General features: G+C 43.4%; 12 protein-coding genes. 9 read left to right on the top strand and 3 right to left on the bottom strand.

All coding sequences use genetic code 11. The annotated features are described in order from the left end of the window. The first annotated feature begins 1,091 nt into the window (after positions 1 to 1,091). The 7 genes from AAE02nite_RS15525 to AAE02nite_RS15495 all read left to right on the top strand — a co-directional run bounded on the left by AAE02nite_RS15525 (position 1,092) and on the right by AAE02nite_RS15495 (position 14,841). Positions 1,092 to 2,078, top strand: coding sequence for a universal stress protein (locus AAE02nite_RS15525; RefSeq protein ID WP_170252614.1), 987 nt, complete (start codon positions 1,092 to 1,094; stop codon positions 2,076 to 2,078). A 346-nt stretch (positions 2,079 to 2,424) separates the two neighbouring features. Further along, the gene (locus AAE02nite_RS15520) at positions 2,425 to 5,193 is read left to right on the top strand and encodes a substrate-binding domain-containing protein (protein ID WP_146899331.1); all 2,769 of its coding nucleotides are present in this window, start codon (positions 2,425 to 2,427) and stop codon (positions 5,191 to 5,193) included. A 595-nt stretch (positions 5,194 to 5,788) separates the two neighbouring features. Further along, positions 5,789 to 7,123: a sugar porter family MFS transporter gene (locus tag AAE02nite_RS15515; protein ID WP_174761958.1), complete on the top strand. Its 1,335-nt coding sequence runs from the start codon at positions 5,789 to 5,791 to the stop codon at positions 7,121 to 7,123. A gap of 39 nt (positions 7,124 to 7,162) precedes the next feature. Then, positions 7,163 to 8,053, top strand: coding sequence for a carbohydrate kinase family protein (locus tag AAE02nite_RS15510; protein ID WP_146899324.1), 891 nt, complete (start codon positions 7,163 to 7,165; stop codon positions 8,051 to 8,053). A 61-nt stretch (positions 8,054 to 8,114) separates the two neighbouring features. Continuing rightward, positions 8,115 to 11,240, top strand: coding sequence for a SusC/RagA family TonB-linked outer membrane protein (locus tag AAE02nite_RS15505; protein WP_146899321.1), 3,126 nt, complete (start codon positions 8,115 to 8,117; stop codon positions 11,238 to 11,240). Positions 11,241 to 11,261: 21 nt separating this feature from the next. Then, a complete protein-coding gene (locus tag AAE02nite_RS15500) occupies positions 11,262 to 12,992 on the top strand; it encodes a RagB/SusD family nutrient uptake outer membrane protein (RefSeq protein WP_146899318.1) in 1,731 nt (576 codons plus the stop codon). A 169-nt stretch (positions 12,993 to 13,161) separates the two neighbouring features. Further along, positions 13,162 to 14,841 carry a glycoside hydrolase family 32 protein gene (locus AAE02nite_RS15495; RefSeq protein ID WP_146899315.1) on the top strand — a complete coding sequence of 560 codons (1,680 nt, stop codon included), beginning with the start codon at positions 13,162 to 13,164 and terminating at the stop codon, positions 14,839 to 14,841. Positions 14,842 to 15,067: 226 nt separating this feature from the next. On the opposite strand, the gene AAE02nite_RS15490 is transcribed toward AAE02nite_RS15495, so the two are convergent. After that, positions 15,068 to 16,717, bottom strand: a complete 1,650-nt coding sequence (locus tag AAE02nite_RS15490) for an alpha-amylase family protein (RefSeq protein ID WP_146899311.1) — start codon at positions 16,715 to 16,717, stop codon at positions 15,068 to 15,070. A gap of 290 nt (positions 16,718 to 17,007) precedes the next feature. Between AAE02nite_RS15490 and AAE02nite_RS15485 the strand changes: the two genes are divergently transcribed. Continuing rightward, entirely contained in the window at positions 17,008 to 17,637 is a 630-nt protein-coding gene (locus AAE02nite_RS15485; protein WP_146899308.1) for a hypothetical protein, read from the top strand. 169 nt (positions 17,638 to 17,806) lie between these two features. On the opposite strand, the gene AAE02nite_RS15480 is transcribed toward AAE02nite_RS15485, so the two are convergent. Both AAE02nite_RS15480 and AAE02nite_RS15475 read right to left on the bottom strand, forming a co-directional pair. After that, entirely contained in the window at positions 17,807 to 18,439 is a 633-nt protein-coding gene (locus AAE02nite_RS15480) for an HAD family hydrolase (RefSeq protein ID WP_146899305.1), read from the bottom strand. Positions 18,440 to 18,679: 240 nt separating this feature from the next. Beyond that, a complete protein-coding gene (locus tag AAE02nite_RS15475; protein WP_146899302.1) occupies positions 18,680 to 19,081 on the bottom strand; it encodes a hypothetical protein in 402 nt (133 codons plus the stop codon). Between the two features lie 476 nt (positions 19,082 to 19,557). Here AAE02nite_RS15475 and AAE02nite_RS15470 point away from each other — a divergent pair, with 476 nt between their 5' ends. Next, entirely contained in the window at positions 19,558 to 20,718 is a 1,161-nt protein-coding gene (locus AAE02nite_RS15470; RefSeq protein WP_146899299.1) for an AI-2E family transporter, read from the top strand. The last annotated feature ends 134 nt before the right edge of the window (positions 20,719 to 20,852 follow it).

Genomic DNA, 20,852 nt, shown 5'->3' with positions numbered 1-20,852 from the left:
ATGTTACAGCTAGTGCTTCACCAAGTTAAAAATTAGAAATTATAAATTTTAGGTTAGAAGAGCTATTTTGATATATCAGTCTTCATCTATTTCTAAAATCTATTTTGGAGAATTACTGGTGTAATAATGTTGTTTTTTCTCTTTAGAAGGTTTATAAAGGGAATGAATAAATAATCCTGATATTCCGAATGCAATAATCAGTAACAAAGTAGTTCTAAAGGAATTTAATGCATCGGCTAATTACCTCATCCGCTATATGGTAAATTACTGTGCATTACAGTACAATATTTCTTCTGCTGCTAGAAGCTTTTTCCTTAAACAATACATTACCGCAACTCTCCTTCTCCCTTCCAGAGGAGAGGGGCTGGGGGATGAGGTGTCCATCACTACTCCTCTGCGTAACTTTAGTAAATAGGAATAATTTAATAAAGATATAGCCTTAACAAATTAGTTATGCGGGTTAGTAATTAGTATTTGTTTTTTTAAGTTAAAAGGGTGTTGTTGATTTGTATCTGTTTGATGATTGATTTATAGGGGTATGGGGTGGAGTTTAATTTTATTTATTCTTTAAAATATTTTAAACAATTGGATTATGTAAATTTAATATTTTAGTTTTTAATCTGATTGATAATTAGCTTAATTTGTACTTTATAATAAACCGACCTTTTAAGACACCATTATGAAACATATTTCCGATCTGAATTATATATGTATCACCCTGTGGCTGGTCGTGTCTATCGGGGCTGCCAAAGTTCATAGTACCTGGAAAAGAAAAAAGGAGCGTAGCAAAATGCAATCCGGAAGATAAAACTGATGCACCGGGGTTCTTTTTGGCGACCTTAATTTCTCCTGGTGCTGGACTGCCGTTTACCTTGTTTTTTAATCCCGGTTACAAAGGCTTTTCCGGACTGACACTAAATCACCATAATAGCTTAAAAATAAATAATATAAAATCAATATATATTAACTGATCAGGATCATACTGGTAGGGAATGCGGATCATCGAAATCGAGAAAGCGAATGGCTACCTTTGGCTATTGTTATTCGTTTTTAGTATCATTCCTCTTTTCAGCATTCTAAAACCTGCCACCATGAAAACTATTTTAGTTCCGGTTGATTATTCTCTGGATTCGCGTCAGGCCTTGATTTTTGCAATCGACTTAGCCCGTTTGGCACAGGCCAAAATAGTTTTATTACATGCTTTTCATGAGCCATTATCTACCGGAAGCGCTTTAAGAGTGGATGAGGCTGTTGCGCAACTGGAAAAAGAAAAGAACCGGGTTCTGGAAGAATTTGCGGCGGAGGTACAAAGCGATACCGCCAAAAACTTTAGTTTAAGATTTATCAGGCCTCAAAACGTTGCGCCGGATATACCCGCTAACCAGCCTTTAACTAAAAGCGGCAACCATGTATTGGTAAGCGATACCATAGCCGCCGGAAAAGCCGCCGTGAAAATTAATTGTGTAAGTAAATTTAGTCTGGCTGCGGAGGCAATCCTGGAAGAGACTGTCGCTTCCAAACCCGATTTGATAATAATGAGCATGCGCGGTGCGGGTGCCGTAAGCCAGGCTTTTATGGGCAGTACCGTTTCTGAGGTAATTCAATCGACGCGCGTACCGGTGCTGGCGTTACCGGCCGTAGCACCGAATAAACCAATCCGTAATATCGTTTTTGCGAGCGATCTTACCCATTTACCGGAGGCTTTTTCACTGCGTTCGTTGCAGCAGATTGTTTCGCTTTTTAACGCGCATTTGCAGGTGCTGCATCTTTACCAGGATAATAGCCCCCAGGTGGAACAGGCTAAAGTTCTAAAAGCATTGGAATTGCTGGATGAACAATTGCGTGATTTGGATTTTGAAGTACACTTCCGGCAGGAGGCCGACATTGCAACCGGTATTCAGCAGTTTGCGCAGGAGCAGCAGGCCGATTTATTAGCGCTGGTGCCGCATCGCCATACCTTTCTGGAAAAATTACTTCGGAAAAGCATAACCGGCCAATTTACGCAAAAAGCTAATTTGCCCCTGTTTATTTTGCCCAGCACAATCAAACCACTCTCTCGGGAAGCAAGAACCATTTAATATTTATTAGTTAATACAAGGAAGTATTTATAGGAACATTGAAAAAAACGCCGGGTATAATAGCCTTGGTTTAAGCATTGGTTAAGTCAAACCTTTTTAAAACAATGAGGAAGCGCGACTTTGGTGGTAATTGCCTTACCAAAGTTAAATATCAGAATATTTTAGTTTTTGCAGATTATGGAACATCCTTTAATAATAAAACACCTTTAATGTTGCTTTATTATAAATAAATAATCTGTTGTATTGTAATTTATCAAAGTGGTATAATATTGCATCTGATTTAATTATGTTAAATTAGTCAGTCTGTTAAGCGGTAAGACTTATCGGAATTAATTGTTTGACTTAGATGCCTTTCCGGGGAAAACTTTTCTTTTTAATTATTGGCTTCTTATTTCTGTGCGGTTGTAAAGAAAAAGAAGAACCAACCTATACTATTGGCTTTTCGCAGTGTACCGGTAATGATGTCTGGCGCCAGGATATGCTCCGGGGCATGCAGCGGGAACTGGCTTTTCACCCGAATACCCGTTTACTATACCTAGATGCCAAAGGTAACAGCCAAACCCAGATTAGCCAGATAAAAGAATTAATTCAGGCCAAACCCGACCTCCTCATTGTTTCGCCGAACGAAGCTGAACCCATAACCCCCATTGTAGAAGAAGTTTACCAAAAAGGCATTCCGGTGGTGGTGGTAGACCGCAAAACGGCTTCCTCGTTTTACACGGCTTACGTAGGCGGCAATAATTACGAAGTAGGCAAAACCGCCGGGCAATATATTGGGGTTGCTTTACAGGGGCGGGGCCGGGTGCTGGAAATATCCGGATTGCCCAAATCTTCTCCTACCGTAGAGCGGCACCGGGGTTTCTCTGAGGCAATCAGCAAATATCTGGGTATAACGTTAGTAAAAACCTTTCCGGGAGATTGGGAAAAGAACATAGCCAAAACTCGACTGCAAAAAAATATTGCCGGCCTGCCCACCGTAGATTTGGTTTTTGCCCACAACGACCAAATGGCCCTGGGTGCTTACGAAGTATTTAAAGAAAAAGGATTAGTAGCGAATACCAAATTTGTTGGCATAGATGGACTGGCAGGTCCTTTGGGTGGAATTCAGATGGTAAACGATGGCATTTTAAATGCCACCATGTTATACCCAACCGGGGGCGAAGAAGCTATCCGGACGGCTATGCAAATATTGCAGAACAAGCCTTTTAATAAAGAGAATATTTTAAGTACTGCCGTTATCGATTCGTCGAATGCCCGCATGATTAAAATGCAAACCGATAAAATCCTGACCCAGCAGGAAGATATTGAGCGCCAACAGAAACGGAACGAAGAGCAGATTGCGCTTTACCAAAACCAGCAAATATTATTGTATTCATTGTCGGGGCTGCTGGTTTGCTCGGTGGTGTTGGGGGCTTGGGCCTTGTATTCTTCTGTAGAGAGAAAAAAGATAAACAAGAAGTTAAAGACCAAAAACCGACAAATTATAGAGCAACGGAATAAAATTCAGGAAATGGCCGAAGAGGCCCAGGCGGCTACCGAATCGAAGTTCCGATTTTTTACCAATATTTCGCATGAGTTCCGGACGCCGCTGACGCTTATCCTGGGGCCCATAGAAGGTTTGTTGCACGGCAAAGCCGACCATTTAATGGTAAAGCAGAATTTAAAACTGATTCAGAAGAATGCGCAGCGTTTGCTCTGGCTCGTGAACCAATTGCTGGATTTCCGGAAATTGGAAGGTGGCAAAATAAGGGTTACCGCTACCGAAAATGATTTAATCTCTTTTATAAGGGAGATCATGCTGCCGTTTGAGCAACTGGCTAAAAAGCACCATATTGAATTTAAGTTAGTTACCAACCTTTCTAATTTATCGGTTTGGTTTGATACCAACATGATGGATAAAGTGTTTTTTAATCTTTTATCCAATGCTTTTAAGTTTACCAAAGATTATGGCCGGATTCAGATTGTGGTAGAAAAGGATTTGAGTCTGAACTGTGTAAATATTAAAGTAAAAGATTCCGGTATTGGAATGTCGGAACCCGAAGCAGCCCGCGCTTTCGAAATGTTTTACCAAGGCCAGCACGCTGCCAATAAAGGAACCGGTTTAGGATTGCCGCTTTCGAAAGAGTTTGTATTGTTACACCACGGCAATATTAATTTAATTAGCGAACCAAATAAAGGCACCACCTTTACGGTACAATTGCAATTGGGCAACAACCATTTTACGGAAGAAGAAAAAACCACCAGCCAGGTAATAACCGGCGAGCACCAGCTAAGTAAAAATTTATTGGAAGATGCCAGTCCGGTTTGGGAAACACCTACCAATATAACACCTCAAAAGCATCATGTTCTGGTTATTGAAGATCACCCGGATCTGCGTAATTTCCTGAAGTTTACCCTCCAAACCAATTACCAGGTCTCAGCGGCCTCCGAAGGCGAGCAAGGATTAGCCGAAGCTTACGAAAATATTCCGGATTTAATTATCTGCGACCTGACGCTGCCCGATACGGATGGGTTAAAAATAGTTGCTTCCTTAAAAACCGATCTTCGTACTTCTCATATTCCGGTAATTATTTTAACTGCCCGCACCGGCCTGGAACAGCAAGTAGAAGGTATGCAGGTAGGTGCCGATTTATATTTAACGAAGCCTTTCAGCCCGCAGGTTTTAAAAGAAAGTGTTCGCAGTTTGCTGACTAATCGGCAACTGGTTAAGGAGCGTTTTTCTGCCGGCGAAGTACTGCATTTGCCCCCAACTGAAGGCGTTACTATTTCTAAGCTGGATAAAAAGTTTCTGGAAGACTTTAAACGAATTATTGACGCCAAGCTGCCTGATCCAGACCTAAGTGTGGAGTTCTTAGGTAGGGAAATTGGCTTGTCAAGGGTGCAGTTATACCGCAAGGTAAAAGCCCTGATTGGCTGCAATGTAAATGATTACATCCAAACAGTAAGGCTTAATAAATCCTGTACGCTTTTGCGGCAACCCCAAGCTTCTATTGCGGATGTTGCTTTTCAGGTTGGGTTTTCTTCGGCTACCTATTTCTCTACCGCTTTTAAAAGCAAGTTCGGGGTTTCGCCCACCGATTACAAAAACCAGCATTTACGTACTGAGCCTGTTTAAACTGCGTAGCTGAGTTGGTATTCAATTTGAATATTTTGCAATAAAAATTGTGAACCCACCTCTAACTTCTCCGAGTAAAGAATAAGCTATCCCATAAAATACCTTTTATACTAAGAAGATTATTCTGTATTAATAAATAGGTCCAACTGGCGCAAGTGTTAAGCGAAGCGTCACTTGTGCCTGTGTATGTCTTATAGTATTAGACTTTACTCAGACCAGCAGCCTGAACAAATATGCACGAGCGTGGATGCCCGCAAAACTTATTTTAAGCAGACTATTATTTTATTTGACTTGCCAGATTTATGTTTTAATCTGCTAGTTCTAAAACCAAAACCATTAAGAGTCCCCTCTTCTCAAGCTATCTCCAGCAAAATCTAAAGTTAAAACAGAATAATGCAAGATTATGTCTGTATCAAAATTTAAATCCATGTTACAAATTTTAATATCTAGCATAAGGTTAATGAATTTAATAATCTGAATATCAGAGTGTTAAATAATTTATAAGGCATGTATCAAAGTTTAATTTTTTTTGATATGATCCTTAACTTCATCCGCTTACAGACTGCCTACTTTTGATAAAAATAAAATCAAAATAATGGCTAACAAAAAGGTTTTCTTCTGGTCGGTAGTGGTAGCGCTAGGCGGCTTTCTGTTCGGGTTCGATACCGCAGTAATATCGGGGGCCGAAAAATCAATTCAGCAACTCTGGCATTTAAATGTTTTTGAGCACGGCCTTACAGTTGCCATCGCGCTTATAGGTACCGTAATGGGTGCCTTATTAGGCGGTATTCCTTCAGATAAATACGGTCGTAAAACTACCCTTTTTGGAATTGCGGTTTTGTATCTGCTTGCTTCGCTTGGTACGGCCCTGGCGCCGGAATGGTATACTTTCCTGATTTTTCGCTTCTTGGGCGGCATTGGCGTGGGGATATCTTCGGTAACCGCGCCTATGTATATTTCTGAAATTGCGCCGGCTAAATCAAGGGGTAAACTGGTGGCTTTGTTCCAGTTTAATATTGTATTTGGTATTCTGATAGCTTATCTGTCTAATTATGCATTTGCTGGCGTAGGCGAGAACGACTGGCGTTGGATGTTGGGCATACAGGCCGTTCCTTCCTTTATTTATTTGGTATTGGTATTATTTGTACCGGAGAGTCCGCGTTGGTTAATTCTGAAAAGAGGCAAAGTGGCCGAGGCTGAAAGAACCTTAGCCATCGCCAATCCGGGCATGGATGTAAAGCAAATAATTTTTGAAATAAAGAACTCGGCGCAGGATGAGCAGGGGAAGAAAATGCAGACTTCTTTGTTCTCGAAGCAGTATTTTACCCCGGTTACATTAGCGGTATTATTTGCCTTTTTCAACCAGGCTTCGGGTATCAACGCTATTATTTATTATGCGCCCCGCATTTTCGAAATGGCCGGTTTAGGCAAAAGTTCGGCTCTTTTATCATCCGCCGGTATCGGTTTAATTAACTTCCTGTTTACGCTGCTGGCCATTAACCTGATCGACCGCTTTGGCCGTCGTACGCTCATGCTTATTGGTTCAGTGGGTTTAATTTTAACGCTTAGCCTGGTGGCCAAAGCTTTCTATCTCGAAGAGTTCGATTCCTTCTCCGTTCCGATTTATTTATTTGTATACATCGCCTTTTTTGCTTTCTCGCAAGGTGCCGTGCTTTGGGTATTTATTTCCGAAATATTCCCCAACCAGGTACGAGCTTCCGGCCAGGCGCTGGGCAGTTTTACCCACTGGATTATGGCCGCCTTAATTGCCTTTACCTTCCCCTACATCTCCGAAACGCTTGGCGGCGGCAACACCTTCCTGGTTTTTAGCGGCATGATGGTATTGCAACTAATATTTGTGTGGCGCCTAATGCCCGAAACCAAAGGTACCTCGCTGGAGCAAATTGGGCAAACCGTTGTCATGCACTAATTATTCAATTTCATTTTCACCCACCTAAAAATTATAATCATGAATCACAAAATAATCTGTTTTGGAGAAACCTTGTGGGATATGCTGCCCAGCGGCCACATGCCCGGCGGTGCTCCCATGAATGTAGCCATTCATTTAAAATATAATAATTACAACCCCATTGTCATCAGCCGGGTAGGTACCGACGATTTAGGCGATGCGCTTTTAGATTTTTTAAAGAAGAAAGAAGTCTCTACCGAGTACATCCAGATTGGCATAACGCATTTAACCGGCGTGGTAAAAGTGAATGTAGATGATAAGAATGAAATCAGCTACAAAATAGTAGAGCCGGTGGCTTGGGATTACATTCAATACGAGGAAGAAGTAGCCCAGGTGGTAGCTCAAAGCGATGTATTTGTTTACGGTAGCCTCGCCGCTCGCAGCACAACTACCCGCGAAACGCTGCTGCAATATTTGCCCATCGCCAAACTAAAAGTGTTTGATGTAAATCTGCGGCCGCCCCACTATAACCCGGAGCGCATTCAGCACCTGCTGCAGTTTGCCGACATCGTGAAGATGAACAACCAGGAACTGGACCTGATTATGGGTTGGTTTGGCCGGGCCGGAGCCGAAGAGCAGCAGATGGCCTATATCCGCGAGAAGTTCGGACTGCAAATGGTAATCTTAACGCGCGGCGAAAAAGGAGCTTCGGTTTTAACGGATGAAGGATATTTCCAACATCAGGGCTACAAGGTAGAAGTAGAAGACACCATTGGCAGCGGCGATTCCTTTTTGGCTACTTTCCTCAGCAATTACCTCCAGGAGCAACCCATAGCAGCGTGTTTGCAAAAAGCCTGTCTGGTTGGTGCTTTTGTAGCTTCCCAAAAAGGTGCCACCCCCGCATACGACCCGCAAAATCTGGAGGCTTCCTTTGCCGAAATAGCTTCCTAATTCCTGAATTCTTGAATACCTGAATTACCACCTAATAATTACTAATCTAAATCTTAAACACATGAAAAGAATCTTGTACTTAATTATGCTATTTCTCTGTGCGGCGCAAATCCTGTACGCCCAGAATAGCATAACCGTATCCGGAAAGGTTAATTCCGAAATCGGAGAACCCATGCCCGGGGTAAGCCTTGCCATAAAAGGAACCACTTCCGGTACCACCACCAATGCAGATGGTACGTTTTCGGTGTCGGTGCCTAATCCCAATGCTGTATTAGTGGTTTCCTTTATTGGTTATACCAACCAGGAGGTGCCCGTTAATAACCAGACTACCCTAAATATTACCCTACAGCCCGATGCCAAGGCTTTGGAAGAAGTGGTAGTAACAGGCTACCAAACCGAGAAAAAAGCCGATTTAACCGGTGCGGTGGCGGTAGTAAACCTGACCCAGGTAAAAGATATTCCGGCTGGTAACCCCATGCGTACATTACAAGGCCGGGTACCCGGGCTTTACGTAGAGGCAACCGGTCAGCCCAACGGCGGCAACAGCCGGGTATTAATCAGAGGGTTAAATACCTTAGGCGATCCCAATCCGCTTTATGTTATAGATGGCGTGCCGACTAAAGATGCGCAGGTATTCGCCAGTATAAACCCCAGCTCTATTGCTTCGGTACAGGTGTTAAAAGATGCATCGGCCGCTTCTATTTATGGGGCCAGGGCCTCTAATGGCGTAATCATCGTTACCACCAAAGACGGGAAAGGAAAAGAAGGACAGGAAAGAATATCGGTTCAGTTTAATTCCAACGTTTCGGTTCAATCTGAGAAACCTTGGCGGGAAAATGTACTTACCGCCGAAGAGCGGGGCCGCGCCCTTTGGCAGGGCGCCGTTAATGACCGAACTAACCCGACTTCCGCCCTTTATACCTACGACTGGAATGGTGATTTTAACAACCCGGTGCTGAATAAAGTAAATATTGTCCCTATCGTAGGCGGCGATCCGCTTCAGCCAGCCGGCAATACAGATTGGCAGGATGCTGCTTACGAAAGAGCCATTGTTACCCAACAGGACCTGACCCTAACGGCCGGAACAAATAAAAGCAGTTTGCTTATTAATATGGGGTATTTTAAAAATACCGGTATGCTAAAATATACCAATTTCGATAGGTACAGCACCCGCATTAATGCCTACACCACTTTCCTGAACGACAAAGTTAAAATAGGTGAAAATATGCAATTATCCCGGTCATCCGAAACTTTACAAGTTAATGATTTAGGCGGGGTGCCTACAACCGAACTGGCCGTAACACTGGCCCCTACATTACCGATTTTCAGAACAGATGGAACCTATGCTGGTCCGATTGGTGCGGGTTACTCCGACCGGAATAATCCGGTTCATATGCAATACCTGAACCGCTGGGATAAGAATAACCGGTTAAATGCTATCGGTAATGTGTATGCCGAAGTTACCCCCAAAAAAGGTTTGGTATTTAGAACTACCTTAGGAGCAGATTATTCAAATTCCTTATTCAAAAATATTGAGCCGGCTTTTCAGGAAGGTTTCTTAGGCAGAGATATTAACAGCTTGTCGCTACAGCAGGGCAATGAACTCACCTTAACCTGGGCTAATACTGCTAATTATCAGTTTGAAGTTGGTCAGCACCGCATTAATGCTTTGGCTGGTACCGAAGCTATCCGCAACGACTTTCAGGGCTTTGGCGCTTTTCGGGAAGGTTTTACCACCGAAGATGAAAATTATTATGTGCTGAATGCGGGTACCGGCCGGAGCACAAATAATGGTATGGTTACCGGTTATCGTTTATTCTCGTTATTCGGTAAAGTTAACTATGCCTACGGCGAAAAATATTTAGCCTCTGTCACATTGCGGCGAGATGGTTCTTCTAGGTTTGGTTCCGAAAACCAATACGGCTTGTTCCCGGCTTTTACCTTGGGTTGGCGGATTAATGAAGAAGAATTTCTCAAAAACATTGGTGCAATATCCAACCTAAAATTAAGAGCCGGGGTAGGCCGGGTGGGTAACCAGGAAATTGGCAATATTGCCAGATACGGGTTATACCAGCCAAATTATGGTACCAGAATAGGCGACCATTTAAACACCGGAACTGCCTATGATCTGAACGGTGCCAATCAGGGAACCTTGCCTTCGGGTTATGTTCAGATTCAGGGTGAGAACCAAAGTTTGAAATGGGAATCAACTGAAGAATTAAACGTGGGGGTAGATTTTGGTTTTTTAAACGAAAAGTTAACTGGCTCCTTTGATTATTTCACCCGCAGAACAGAAGATATATTAATTCAGCCTCCAGTTGCCAGCGCGGTGGGCGAAGGCAAAGTAAAGTGGCTGAACGGTGCTACCAAAAGTAATAAAGGCTGGGAAATGTTGCTGACTTACCAGAATACCACGCCAGGAGGGCTAAACTACAGCATCACTGGCAATGCCGCTCACTTTAGAGATAAAATAACCGAGCTCCCGGCAGAAGTGCGTACCGCTTATCCAGGTAGTGTCGAAAAATCCATCATCGGGCAATCGCAACTGGCGGTATTTGGCTATAAAACCAACGGCATATTCCAGAACCAGGCCGAAGTGGATGCCCACGCCGCCCAAACCGGAAAAGATGTAGGCCGCATTCGCTACGTAGACCTTAACAATGATGGTGTAATAAATGCCTCGGACCGGGATTGGTTAGGTACCCTTTTACCGAGCCTGGAATATGGTTTAAGAGTAGATGTCGCTTATAAAAACTTTGATTTGTCTGTTTTTGGTTCTGGTGTAGCCGGCAAAACTGGTTTCGACCCGGCCCGGCAATTTAACTCCTTCTTATCGGTAAATCAGAATAACGGGCCGGGGGTACTGAATGCCTGGACCCCTCAGAATGCCAGTTCCAGCACGCCAATGTTATCCTGGGTGAATAATAACGACGAATTTCGGACTTCGGATTTCTTTATGGTCAATGGGTCTTATGCCAAATTAAGGAATGTTCAGTTAGGCTATACGTTGCCAGCAGAGCTTACTTCAAGAGTAAAAATGCAGACCCTGCGCTTTTACCTGATTGGCCAAAACTTGTTTGCCATCAAAAGCAAAGAATATTTAGGTAAAGACCCCGAAAGAATTGGTGGTTTTGGCAACTGGCCACAACCTACCTCTTACACCTTAGGCGTAAACGTCGCATTTTAATTAATAACAGCATTTACAATCATGAAAAAGAATTTATATAAAATATTCATAGCCTCCACCATAGTTTTACTGGTTGGCTGTAAAGATTATCTGGAATACGAACCAAAGGGAACCCTGACCGCTGATCAGCTCACCACTCCGGATAAAGTAGATCAGTTAGTAACCGCCGCCTACGCAGCCATTGGCAACGATTTCTGGGATGGGCCAATTACCAGTATGTGGGCCTACGGTAGTGTACGCTCCGACGATGCTTATAAAGGTGGCGGTAGTGTGGGCGATGTAGGCGAATACAACACGTATGAACAATACAACCTGGTTACCCCTACCACCATTGGCAATGCCAACAACACCTGGACCCGTGCTTACGGGGCTATTTCAAGGACTAACTTTGCCCTGAAGGCCCTGAATGATCTAACCGATGCCCAATTCGCAGAAAAAAAAGTGCGCCAAGGCGAACTGCGTTTTTTAAGAGGCCACATGCATTTTCTGCTGAAAGTATTATTTAAGAACATCCCGTACATTGATGAAACCCTTTCGGAAGAAGATATTTTAGCCGTATCTAACCGGCAGTATACCAATGATGAGTTGTGGAATAAAATTGCGGAGGATTTTCAAGTTGCCATCGATAACTTGCCCGAAACCCAGTCGCAGGTAGGCCGCGCCAATAAACTGGCAGCTAAGGCTTATCTGGCTAAAGTTCGGCTTTACCAGGCTTACCAGCAGGACGAAACTCACAAGGTAACCAGCATTAACCCGCAACGGTTAAACGAAGTAGTAGCCTTAACCACCGAGGTTATCAATTCTAATAAGTACCGGTTGCAGCCCGATTTTGCCGAAAACTTCCTGTACGGATTTGATAACGGGCCAGAATCTGTATTTGCGGTTCAGTTTTCCATAAATGACGGAACCGAAATAGGCCGGCTCAGTATGGCTACGAGCCTTAATTACAGCCTGGCGCCGCAATATGGTTGCTGCTGGTTTCATATACCCTCACAAAATATGGTAAATGCCTTTAAAACCACCGCTACCGGCCTTCCGCAATTCGATACTTTTAATAACGAAGTTGTAACTGACGCCGACCTTACGCCCACGGGCAAACCCGTTGACCCCCGCCTGGATCATACCGTTGGTGTGCAGGGCCATCCCTTTAAATACAACCCAAGCGTTATTTACAACCACAGTTGGGAACGGATTCCGGAATTGTACGGAGGCTTTGGCAACATGAAAGAACAGCAGGAGGCAACCAGTTCAAGTTTTAAAAAAATAGGACCATTTTACGGCAGCGCTAAAAATATTGATATTATCCGGTATGCCGATGTGCTGCTTTGGCAAGCCGAAGCGCTTATTGAGTTAGGCCGACCAGAGGAAGCTTTACCACTCATCAACCAAGTTAGGGCAAGAGCCAAAAACAGCACCAACCGCACCAAACTGGCTAACGGCACGAACCCATCTAATTATAATATTAATGAATATATAAACGGCGTAAATATTACCTGGAACCAGGAAAATGCCCGCAAAGCCATGCAGTGGGAAAGAAGATTAGAATTTGCGATGGAAAGTCCGCGGTTTTTCGACCTGGTGCGTTGGGGTATTGCGGCCGAAACCCTAAACACTTATCTGGATGTAGAAAAAACCAGGAAAACGTTTTTATCAGCGGCTAAATTTACCAAAGGCAGAGACGAATATTTTCCTATTCCGCAAAGAGAAATTGATTTTACCAAAGGTTTGTATGTGCAAAACCCCGGGTACTAAATTTTAAGAAATACAGGTTGAATATTTCCCTATTCCGCAGAACAGATTGGCTTTGGTCAAAAGCGCAAATATCAGAAAACTAAAAGAACAATTTAATTTATCAACCGGAAAGCAGGCCGAAATTCAAAATCCGCTTTGCTTTCCGGTTTACTTAACCATTAATTTACTTATGAAAAAAATAACTTTAGGAATTGCCTTATGCGGGCTCCTTTATGGTTGCAGTTCGAAACAAACTGCCTCAGAAGGAAATAATACAGCCACCACTGATAAAAACCAGACCGAAACCGGCAATTCTGCTACCGCAGCAACTTTTGATGAACTGCACCGCCCGCAGTTTCATTTTACGCCACCCACCGGCTGGATGAACGATCCCAATGGCATGGTTTACCACAACGGCGAGTACCATTTGTTTTATCAGCATAACCCCGATAGTACCGTGTGGGGACCCATGCATTGGGGCCACGCCGTGAGCAAAGATCTAGTAAAATGGGAACACCTGCCCATTGCTTTATACCCCGATAGTTTGGGTACTATATTCTCGGGTAGTGCGGTGATAGATAAAAATAATACTTCGGGTCTGGGTACCAAAGATAACCCAGCAATGATTGCCATTTATACTTACCACAATGTAGAAGGTGAAAAAGCCGGCCGCGACGATTACCAAACCCAGGGCATTGCTTACAGCCTGGATAATGGCCGCACCTGGACCAAATACAAAGCTAACCCCGTACTAAAAAATCCTGGCATTAAAGATTTCCGCGACCCGAAAGTATCCTGGTACGAACAAGGACAGAAATGGATAATGACTTTAGCCGTTAAGGACCGCATCAGCTTTTATTCCTCTAAAAACTTACTGAACTGGACGAAAGAAAGTGATTTTGGTTCTGATATTGGTGGCCACGGCGGTGTATGGGAATGCCCGGACTTAATTAAAATGCCCGTAGCCGATACCAATGAAGAAAAATGGGTGCTGATCGTAAATATCAACCCCGGTGCTCCCAACGGCGGCTCTGGTACGCAATATTTTGTGGGGCAGTTCGATGGTAAAAACTTTGTGCTGGATAATAACTTTAAAGCACAGTTAACCGGGCAGGCTAACACGCCGGGTTCCGTTAAAAAAGGCGAAGGCATCTGGCTGGATTACGGCATGGATAATTATGCCGGTATCACCTGGGCTAATGTGCCGGAATCGGATGACCGTCATTTGTTTATTGGCTGGATGAGCAACTGGAAATACGCGAACGTGGTGCCTACCGAAAAATGGCGCAGCGCCACCACCGTGGCTCGCACACTAACCTTGGAAAATACCTCGTCGGGTTTCCGTGTGGCGTCGCAGCCAGTAAAAGAATTGCAGAATATATACGGAACTACGCACCAAATCCCGGCCCAAACTGTAAGCGGTACTTTAGATATTTCGGAAAAACTTAAGTTAAACACGCCTACTTACGAAGCTAATTTAAACCTGGAAACAGGTGGAGAAGCCGGCTTTGCGGTAGAATTATCCAATACCAAAAACCAACGCCTCCTGATTGGGTACGATGCCGCCAGCAAAAGATATTACATCGACCGCACCCAGGCTGGACCTAGTGAATATTCGAAGGATTTTGCTGGCATCCATTACGCGCCCCGGATTGCCACGGGTGCTAAATTCCCAATCAAACTATTGGTTGACGTAGCTTCGGTAGAATTATTTGCCGATGGCGGAAAAACCGTGATGACCGATATTTTCTTCCCCGACGAGAAATTTACAAAGCTGAAACTTATCTCCAATAATGGCGAGGTAAAACTTACGGGCGGCAATTTTACCGAACTGAAATCTATCTGGAATCAGGAGAATAAAAGCCTGTAATTTGGTTAATCCTTAATAAAGCCTATTGAGGAGCATTATTAAATTTGTTATTAATGGTCATTCTACGCCTGCCTAAAGATTTGTTTTAGTTTCCTTTTTTATAAAAGAAAAGCTAGCATAAATCTATCAGCAGGCGCAGAATGACCTTTTTTATAATAACCAATTTAAAGTTTAAAATTTAGAGATATTAATGCAAATCAGGATTGTGGTACATAAAACCAAAAATCTAATTTCCGTCTTTGGATTCTATCTTTAATCGATTTACCCGGAACCACCGGTAGCCGTATTCATCCAAATCTAGCTGAATGGTTTCTTCGGTGGTGGGTTCGTATTTCCGGTTGCCAAAAATATCGATTAGTTGGCGGGCATGGTACCGGCGGCTTTTTAGCTTAAAACGAACAGGTTTACCCGACAAGTTATGCGCTATTAACAAGGCGTTACCTTCGTATTCGTAAGTTAAAACCAGCACCTGCGGATTGTCGGTGTTTTGTACGGTGGCCGAGGCCCAGCCAATTTCCCGGCAATGTTTGCGCATCCGGGTTAGCCGTTTCATCCACGAGAGCAAAGAATTTTCGTCTTGTTGCTGACTTTCGGCGTTTACTTTTTTAATGCCGTACGGACCTTGCAGCAGGGGCGCGCGGAATAAATTTTTAGCCGGAACCGTAGAAAAGCCACCGTTGGTACCGGCATTCCATTGCATCGGTGTCCGGACGCTGGTGCGCCCTTCTAAGTCCAGGTTTTCGCCCAAGCCAATCTCATCGCCGTAAATTAAAAGCGGGGAACCGGGTAATGAGAATAGTAAACTGTAAGCCATTTCCAGGTGCTGGCGGTTCCCGTTCAGCATAGGCGCCAGTCGCCGCCGGATGCCCCGGTTGTAAATACGCATATCTTCTTTAGGGGCAAATTTCTTAAACACGTCCTGCCGTTCTTCTTCGGTTAGTTTGCCTAAATTTAACTCGTCCAGGTTTCGTAAAAAATTAGTCCATTGGCAGGCTTTGGGCGGCATGGGCAATTTCAGGGCTTCCACAATGGGTTGGGCTTCTTCACGGGCCAATCCTAAGAATAAATAATTATCCAGAATAAAATTAAACAAGGAGTTAAACCGTTCGCCTTTGCCAAAGAAATCCGGAATTTTTTGGGGTTCTACATCGGCCTCGGCGAGTAAAATAGCTTCTTTGTTTTTGTCCGTTACGGTTTTACATAGTTTTTTCAGAAAGCCGACTGGGTTCCGGATTTCGTCTTCTTTCACCCCATTATCGCCCATTATAAAAGTGGCCGCATCTACCCGGAAACCATCTATTTTAAAGGCCAACCAAAATTCCATTATCGACATAATCTCGTACTGTACGTCGGGGTTGTCGATATTTAAATCGGGCTGAAAACTGTAGAAGTGATGGAAATAGAAAGCCCCGGCGCGTTTCTCGTAAGTCCAGACGTCGTTTTCCTGGCCCGGAAAACTGGGTGGCGGCGTTTTTTCGGGCTTCTCCTCGCTCCAAATATAAAATTTATGAAACTTAGAACTAGGGTCGTTGCTGGCCGCATGAAACCAATGGTGTTCGTTGGAGGTGTGGTGAATGATCAAATCGATAATTACCCGGATGTTGCGCTCTTTGGCGGCGGCAATAAATTCTGAGAAGTCCTGTAAATTGCCTAAACGGCTATCAATGGAGTAATAATCTTTCACATCGTAGCCGTTATCGAGATTAGGGCTGGTAAAAAATGGCAGCAGCCACAAACAGGTAACGCCTAAATCTTCGAGGTAATCGAGCCGGCTGGTCAGGCCCCTAAAATCGCCTACTCCGTCGCCGTTACCATCCTGAAAACTCTCTACATCTATGGCGTAGAAAATTGCGTCTTTGTACCAAAGTTCATCCATTTTATGTGCGTTTATTAAATAACCGGGTGCCGGGTACTGCTTCTAAAGTATTACCATTAGTTCCGGAAAGCTGTCCGGTTCTGGCTGGCCAGGTACAAGAATTTTCATACCCAATTAAATTAATCCGAAAGTTTACGCGGAATAACTAAGCAGGTTATAGCGCTTATCCGGCAGCCGGGAAGAGTAGAAGAAGCAACACTAGTTACCGGCTTTTGTGGCTGTTTTCTTCTGGGTTAAGAACATTTAAAATATTAGCCCGTACCATTTTACAGTTTATAAAAGATGTAGTCATGGGCTTAGATAATATTATTAATAAAGTAAAAAAAGAGATTGACGTACTGCGGGGCGAGGAAGTTAAGGATACCGAATTTTCGAACGAGAATACTTACCCCGACGAAAGGAGCGCCACGGAAGCTTTTGTACGGTCTAAACAGAAATTATTTGGGGTAGATAATTGGTCGGGTTTGCCGGGTATTAATTCTACTTTTAAGTTGTTTGATGGCGCGGGAAATAAAGTAACGGATAGAGACCCGCAGATAGGCGATTTTGTACAAATTATTTTACCGGGGCCAGGACCGGAAAACTGGGTTACTGTAACGAATATTCGGAATGAAGAAAATCTGGCAGAATTTACAGTAAGTCCGAGCCCCGCACCGGCTCCGCATACCAACAATACCGAAGAAGTAAAGCATTTTTTTGGAAAAGAAGCCAGCAGCACCTTTCGGGTAGAACGCCAGGAGAATAAATTAAAAGCGTACGAAATCGGCCGGAATGAACGCCCTAATAACCAAGGAGCCGAAGCCGGTAACCGGGCTGTTGTAAACACCTTAATTGCCGAAGGCGGCTGGGCCGGTTTCCAGGCGCTGCAGTGGGATAAACTTACCCGCTATTTGGTACACCTGAAAGAGGCTAAGGTTTAAGCATATTTTTACGGGGTAGTGTAGAAAGGCTGGGTTAAATAAAAAATTATATTAGCGACAAGATGATGCGCGGTGGGCGGATTTCCTGGTTGGTTTGGATGTGCCCGCAGGTACGTGCAGACCAGAGGCAAGCTCACGGTAAAGTTTCATCAATCTCGTTAAAGCCCATTTATAAAGCCATAAAATAATCAGTTAATTGGGTAAAGCTGCTAAATTTTAAGGCATATTTTTCGGTCTGGCCAAAGCCGTAATCTATAAAAATAAAAGGTACCCCGGCTAAATCGCTTTGTATTTGGTCTGTTTCGGTGTCGCCTACATAAACCGGGTTTTGTAGCCCGTATTTACTTTGTAATAATTTTATATTGTGGTGCTTGGGCATGCCATTCTCACCATGGGTTATTTGGCCGGTTATGTAAGGAGTTAAGCCGGAAAAAGTTAAAAATTGGGTGATGGCGTTTTTGGGGCAATTGCTTAGCATAAATAATTTATACTTTGTGGCTAACCTGGCAAGTCCTTCGGCCACCCCTTCGTACAACAAGCCCCCGGTTTCGGGTAATAACCTATCCTGAGCCGCTACAATAGCATCGTATATTTGCTCCTGCTTTTCTACCGGATAATCCGGAAAGGTGTGTTCCAGTACCCTTCTTCTTTCCCAGCCCATCATGTAATCCAGTTCGCCCCGGTTAATAACCCTGTCTATATGCATGGCCTTCAAGCCTTCGTTCCAGGCGGCAGTATAAGTATCGCTGGCGTCCCACAGGGTGCCGTCCATATCAAAAATCAGGCTATCGGGTTTAAGCATTTGGTAATTTTTTTGCAAGATTACTTAAAAGTTTGTTTAAAAACAGAAGCGGGTCATTAATATATAATTGGTTGTGCACCCATGCTGCAGCTAATTTGTTCTTGCTTCAACCGTATTTTTATGCGCCCGCATAATTATTCATTGTCCGGAGGAGCAAACAACATATCGTAAATGTTGGGCACCACGTGAAATCGTTCTGCCAAAACCAAAAAATTGCGTTTTTTCCTTGCCTGGCGGATTTTATTTTTGAATATACCTGAATTTCAGTTTTTGTTGCGCTGGAAAGATGGTTTCCAGCACGGTGGTTTGCGCATCAATATTCAGTTTACGTCTTAGTCCGGTGCCATCGCTTTGCCATTGACTTAGGCCGCCAGTATTTCCGCTATTTATTTTATTCTGGTGTATAAATAAAGCGAAGTTCTGTTTATCAAACTCAAATATTAATAATACATCGGTGCGGTAGTTGCCGGTGCCGGCGGTGTTTTGCTTTATTTCATAATGGGGCGGTAACTGAAGGTGACTGTAACTCTGAAAAATCTTCAGCCGCTCTTGTTGAATTATTCTGTTAAAAGTAAACATCCCTACCAGGATTAGGAGGCTAGCCAGCACCAAAGCTTTGGTAAAATGAATATTCAGAGGCATATCTGGGTACTTATATGATTTCCTTTACATAATGGCTACGTAACGTCTCAGGTGGCTGGTCGTTTTTTAGAAATGAAGCAGGTAATTCGGTTCTGTAATATTGCCGGCGACCTGTCCTTTCTGAAAGTCAAGGCAATGCCTATTATTTCCTGGGATAAAAGACTGGATATATAGATTTAGTTAACTCATGAAGCCGTCACTTTTGATTTTCCGTGCTTAAACTTAAACGCTGCCGGTAAAACACCGTTCTTAAACAGAAGCAAGTGGTAATAAGATAAAAATATAAATAGAGGTGAGGCCCACAAAGATTATGAATGGCCTATTTATCGTGATGAAAGTGGTCATTAAATGAACCTGTTAAGCGCTAGCCTTCAATTATAAAACGTACAGTACCTTGGTGGCGGCAGGAGGATCTGGTTGATATTTAGGTTTATTTTTAAGCGAATGAATTTTGAATTCCTGATTATAGGTTGACTATGAAAAATATGCCCATTACCGTCCGGAGAGCCATTGAGTTGTTGGGTTTGTTTTTTTTAGTATGGGCCATGTTTATTGGCCGGGAAATTCTGGCACCCCTGTTACTGGCCTTCTTTTTAAGTTTGGTATTATTACCAATTTATTATTTTCTCCGGAAGCACCGTTTTCCCGAGGTGTTGGCTATAGGTCTCAGTATTTTAGTTATGATTCTGGTCTTTGGAGTGTTGATTTGGTTTATAGTTAGTCAAACCAGTAACCTGGTAGCCGATTTGCCTACGATTCGCCAGAATATTACCCATCATCTTTCGAATCTGAGCGCCTGGATAAATGCCAAAACCCATTTTTCGCCGGACCAGCAACTAAAATTTATGAAAGAACAGAGCGATAGTCTGCTGAACAACGCTGTAAATATGCTGACGGGAGCGGCCGGGTCGGCTGTTTCGGTTATCATATTTATTGCTTTGTTACCGCTCTATACCTTTCTGATTTTGTTCTACCAAAACCTGTTGCTGCGGTTTATCTTTTTATGGTTTCCGGCCGAAAGCCACGAGCGGGTTAAAGAAGCTTTGTCTGAAATTAAAAGTATTATTAAAAGTTATCTCACCGGTCTGCTGATTCAGGTTACCTACATGACAGTGCTGGTGGGCGGCGCCTTGCTCTTAATTGGTATTAAACATGCCTTACTTATTGGGGTTGTTTTTGCTTTTTTAAACCTGATTCCGTACGTGGGCGCTTTAATCGGCAATATTATTGGGGTGTTACTCACGCTGGCTTCTTCGTCGGATTTATGGCCGATTTTTACCGTACTCATTACCATTGCCGTGGCGCAGTTTCTGGATAACAATATTCTGATGCCGCGTATTGTGGGCGCAAAAGTTAAAATTAATGCCTTAGCAGTTATCGTGGGACTTTTAATTGGCGGAAAGATAGCCGGCATTGTAGGTATGTTTTTGGCGTTGCCGATAATTGCGGTGCTGAAAATTATCTTCGACCGTATGAATAATTTAAAACAATGGGGAGTATTGCTGGGTGACGAACGGCCTTCACAATCACCAATGCGCCACCCACAGCTAAGAAAACAAGAACCCAAAGTGCAAAGCCAGCTGGCCGCCGAAAACAATATTCAACCACCCAAGAATAATGCAGCTTCAATATCCTGAACGCTATAATAAGCTGTAAGATTTCCCTGCTTCCAAAATAAGCTGCAAGCTTACATAAATAGTAACCGCCAGTTAAGCGTTCGCTAAACTGGCGGCTGGTGTTTCATTATTTGGAGTTAATGGGCTTAAAAAGA

It is taken from the genome of Adhaeribacter aerolatus (assembly GCF_007991635.1).
In the GTDB taxonomy this organism is placed as follows: domain Bacteria; phylum Bacteroidota; class Bacteroidia; order Cytophagales; family Hymenobacteraceae; genus Adhaeribacter; species Adhaeribacter aerolatus.
This window is presented reverse-complemented; position numbering and strand designations above follow the sequence as displayed.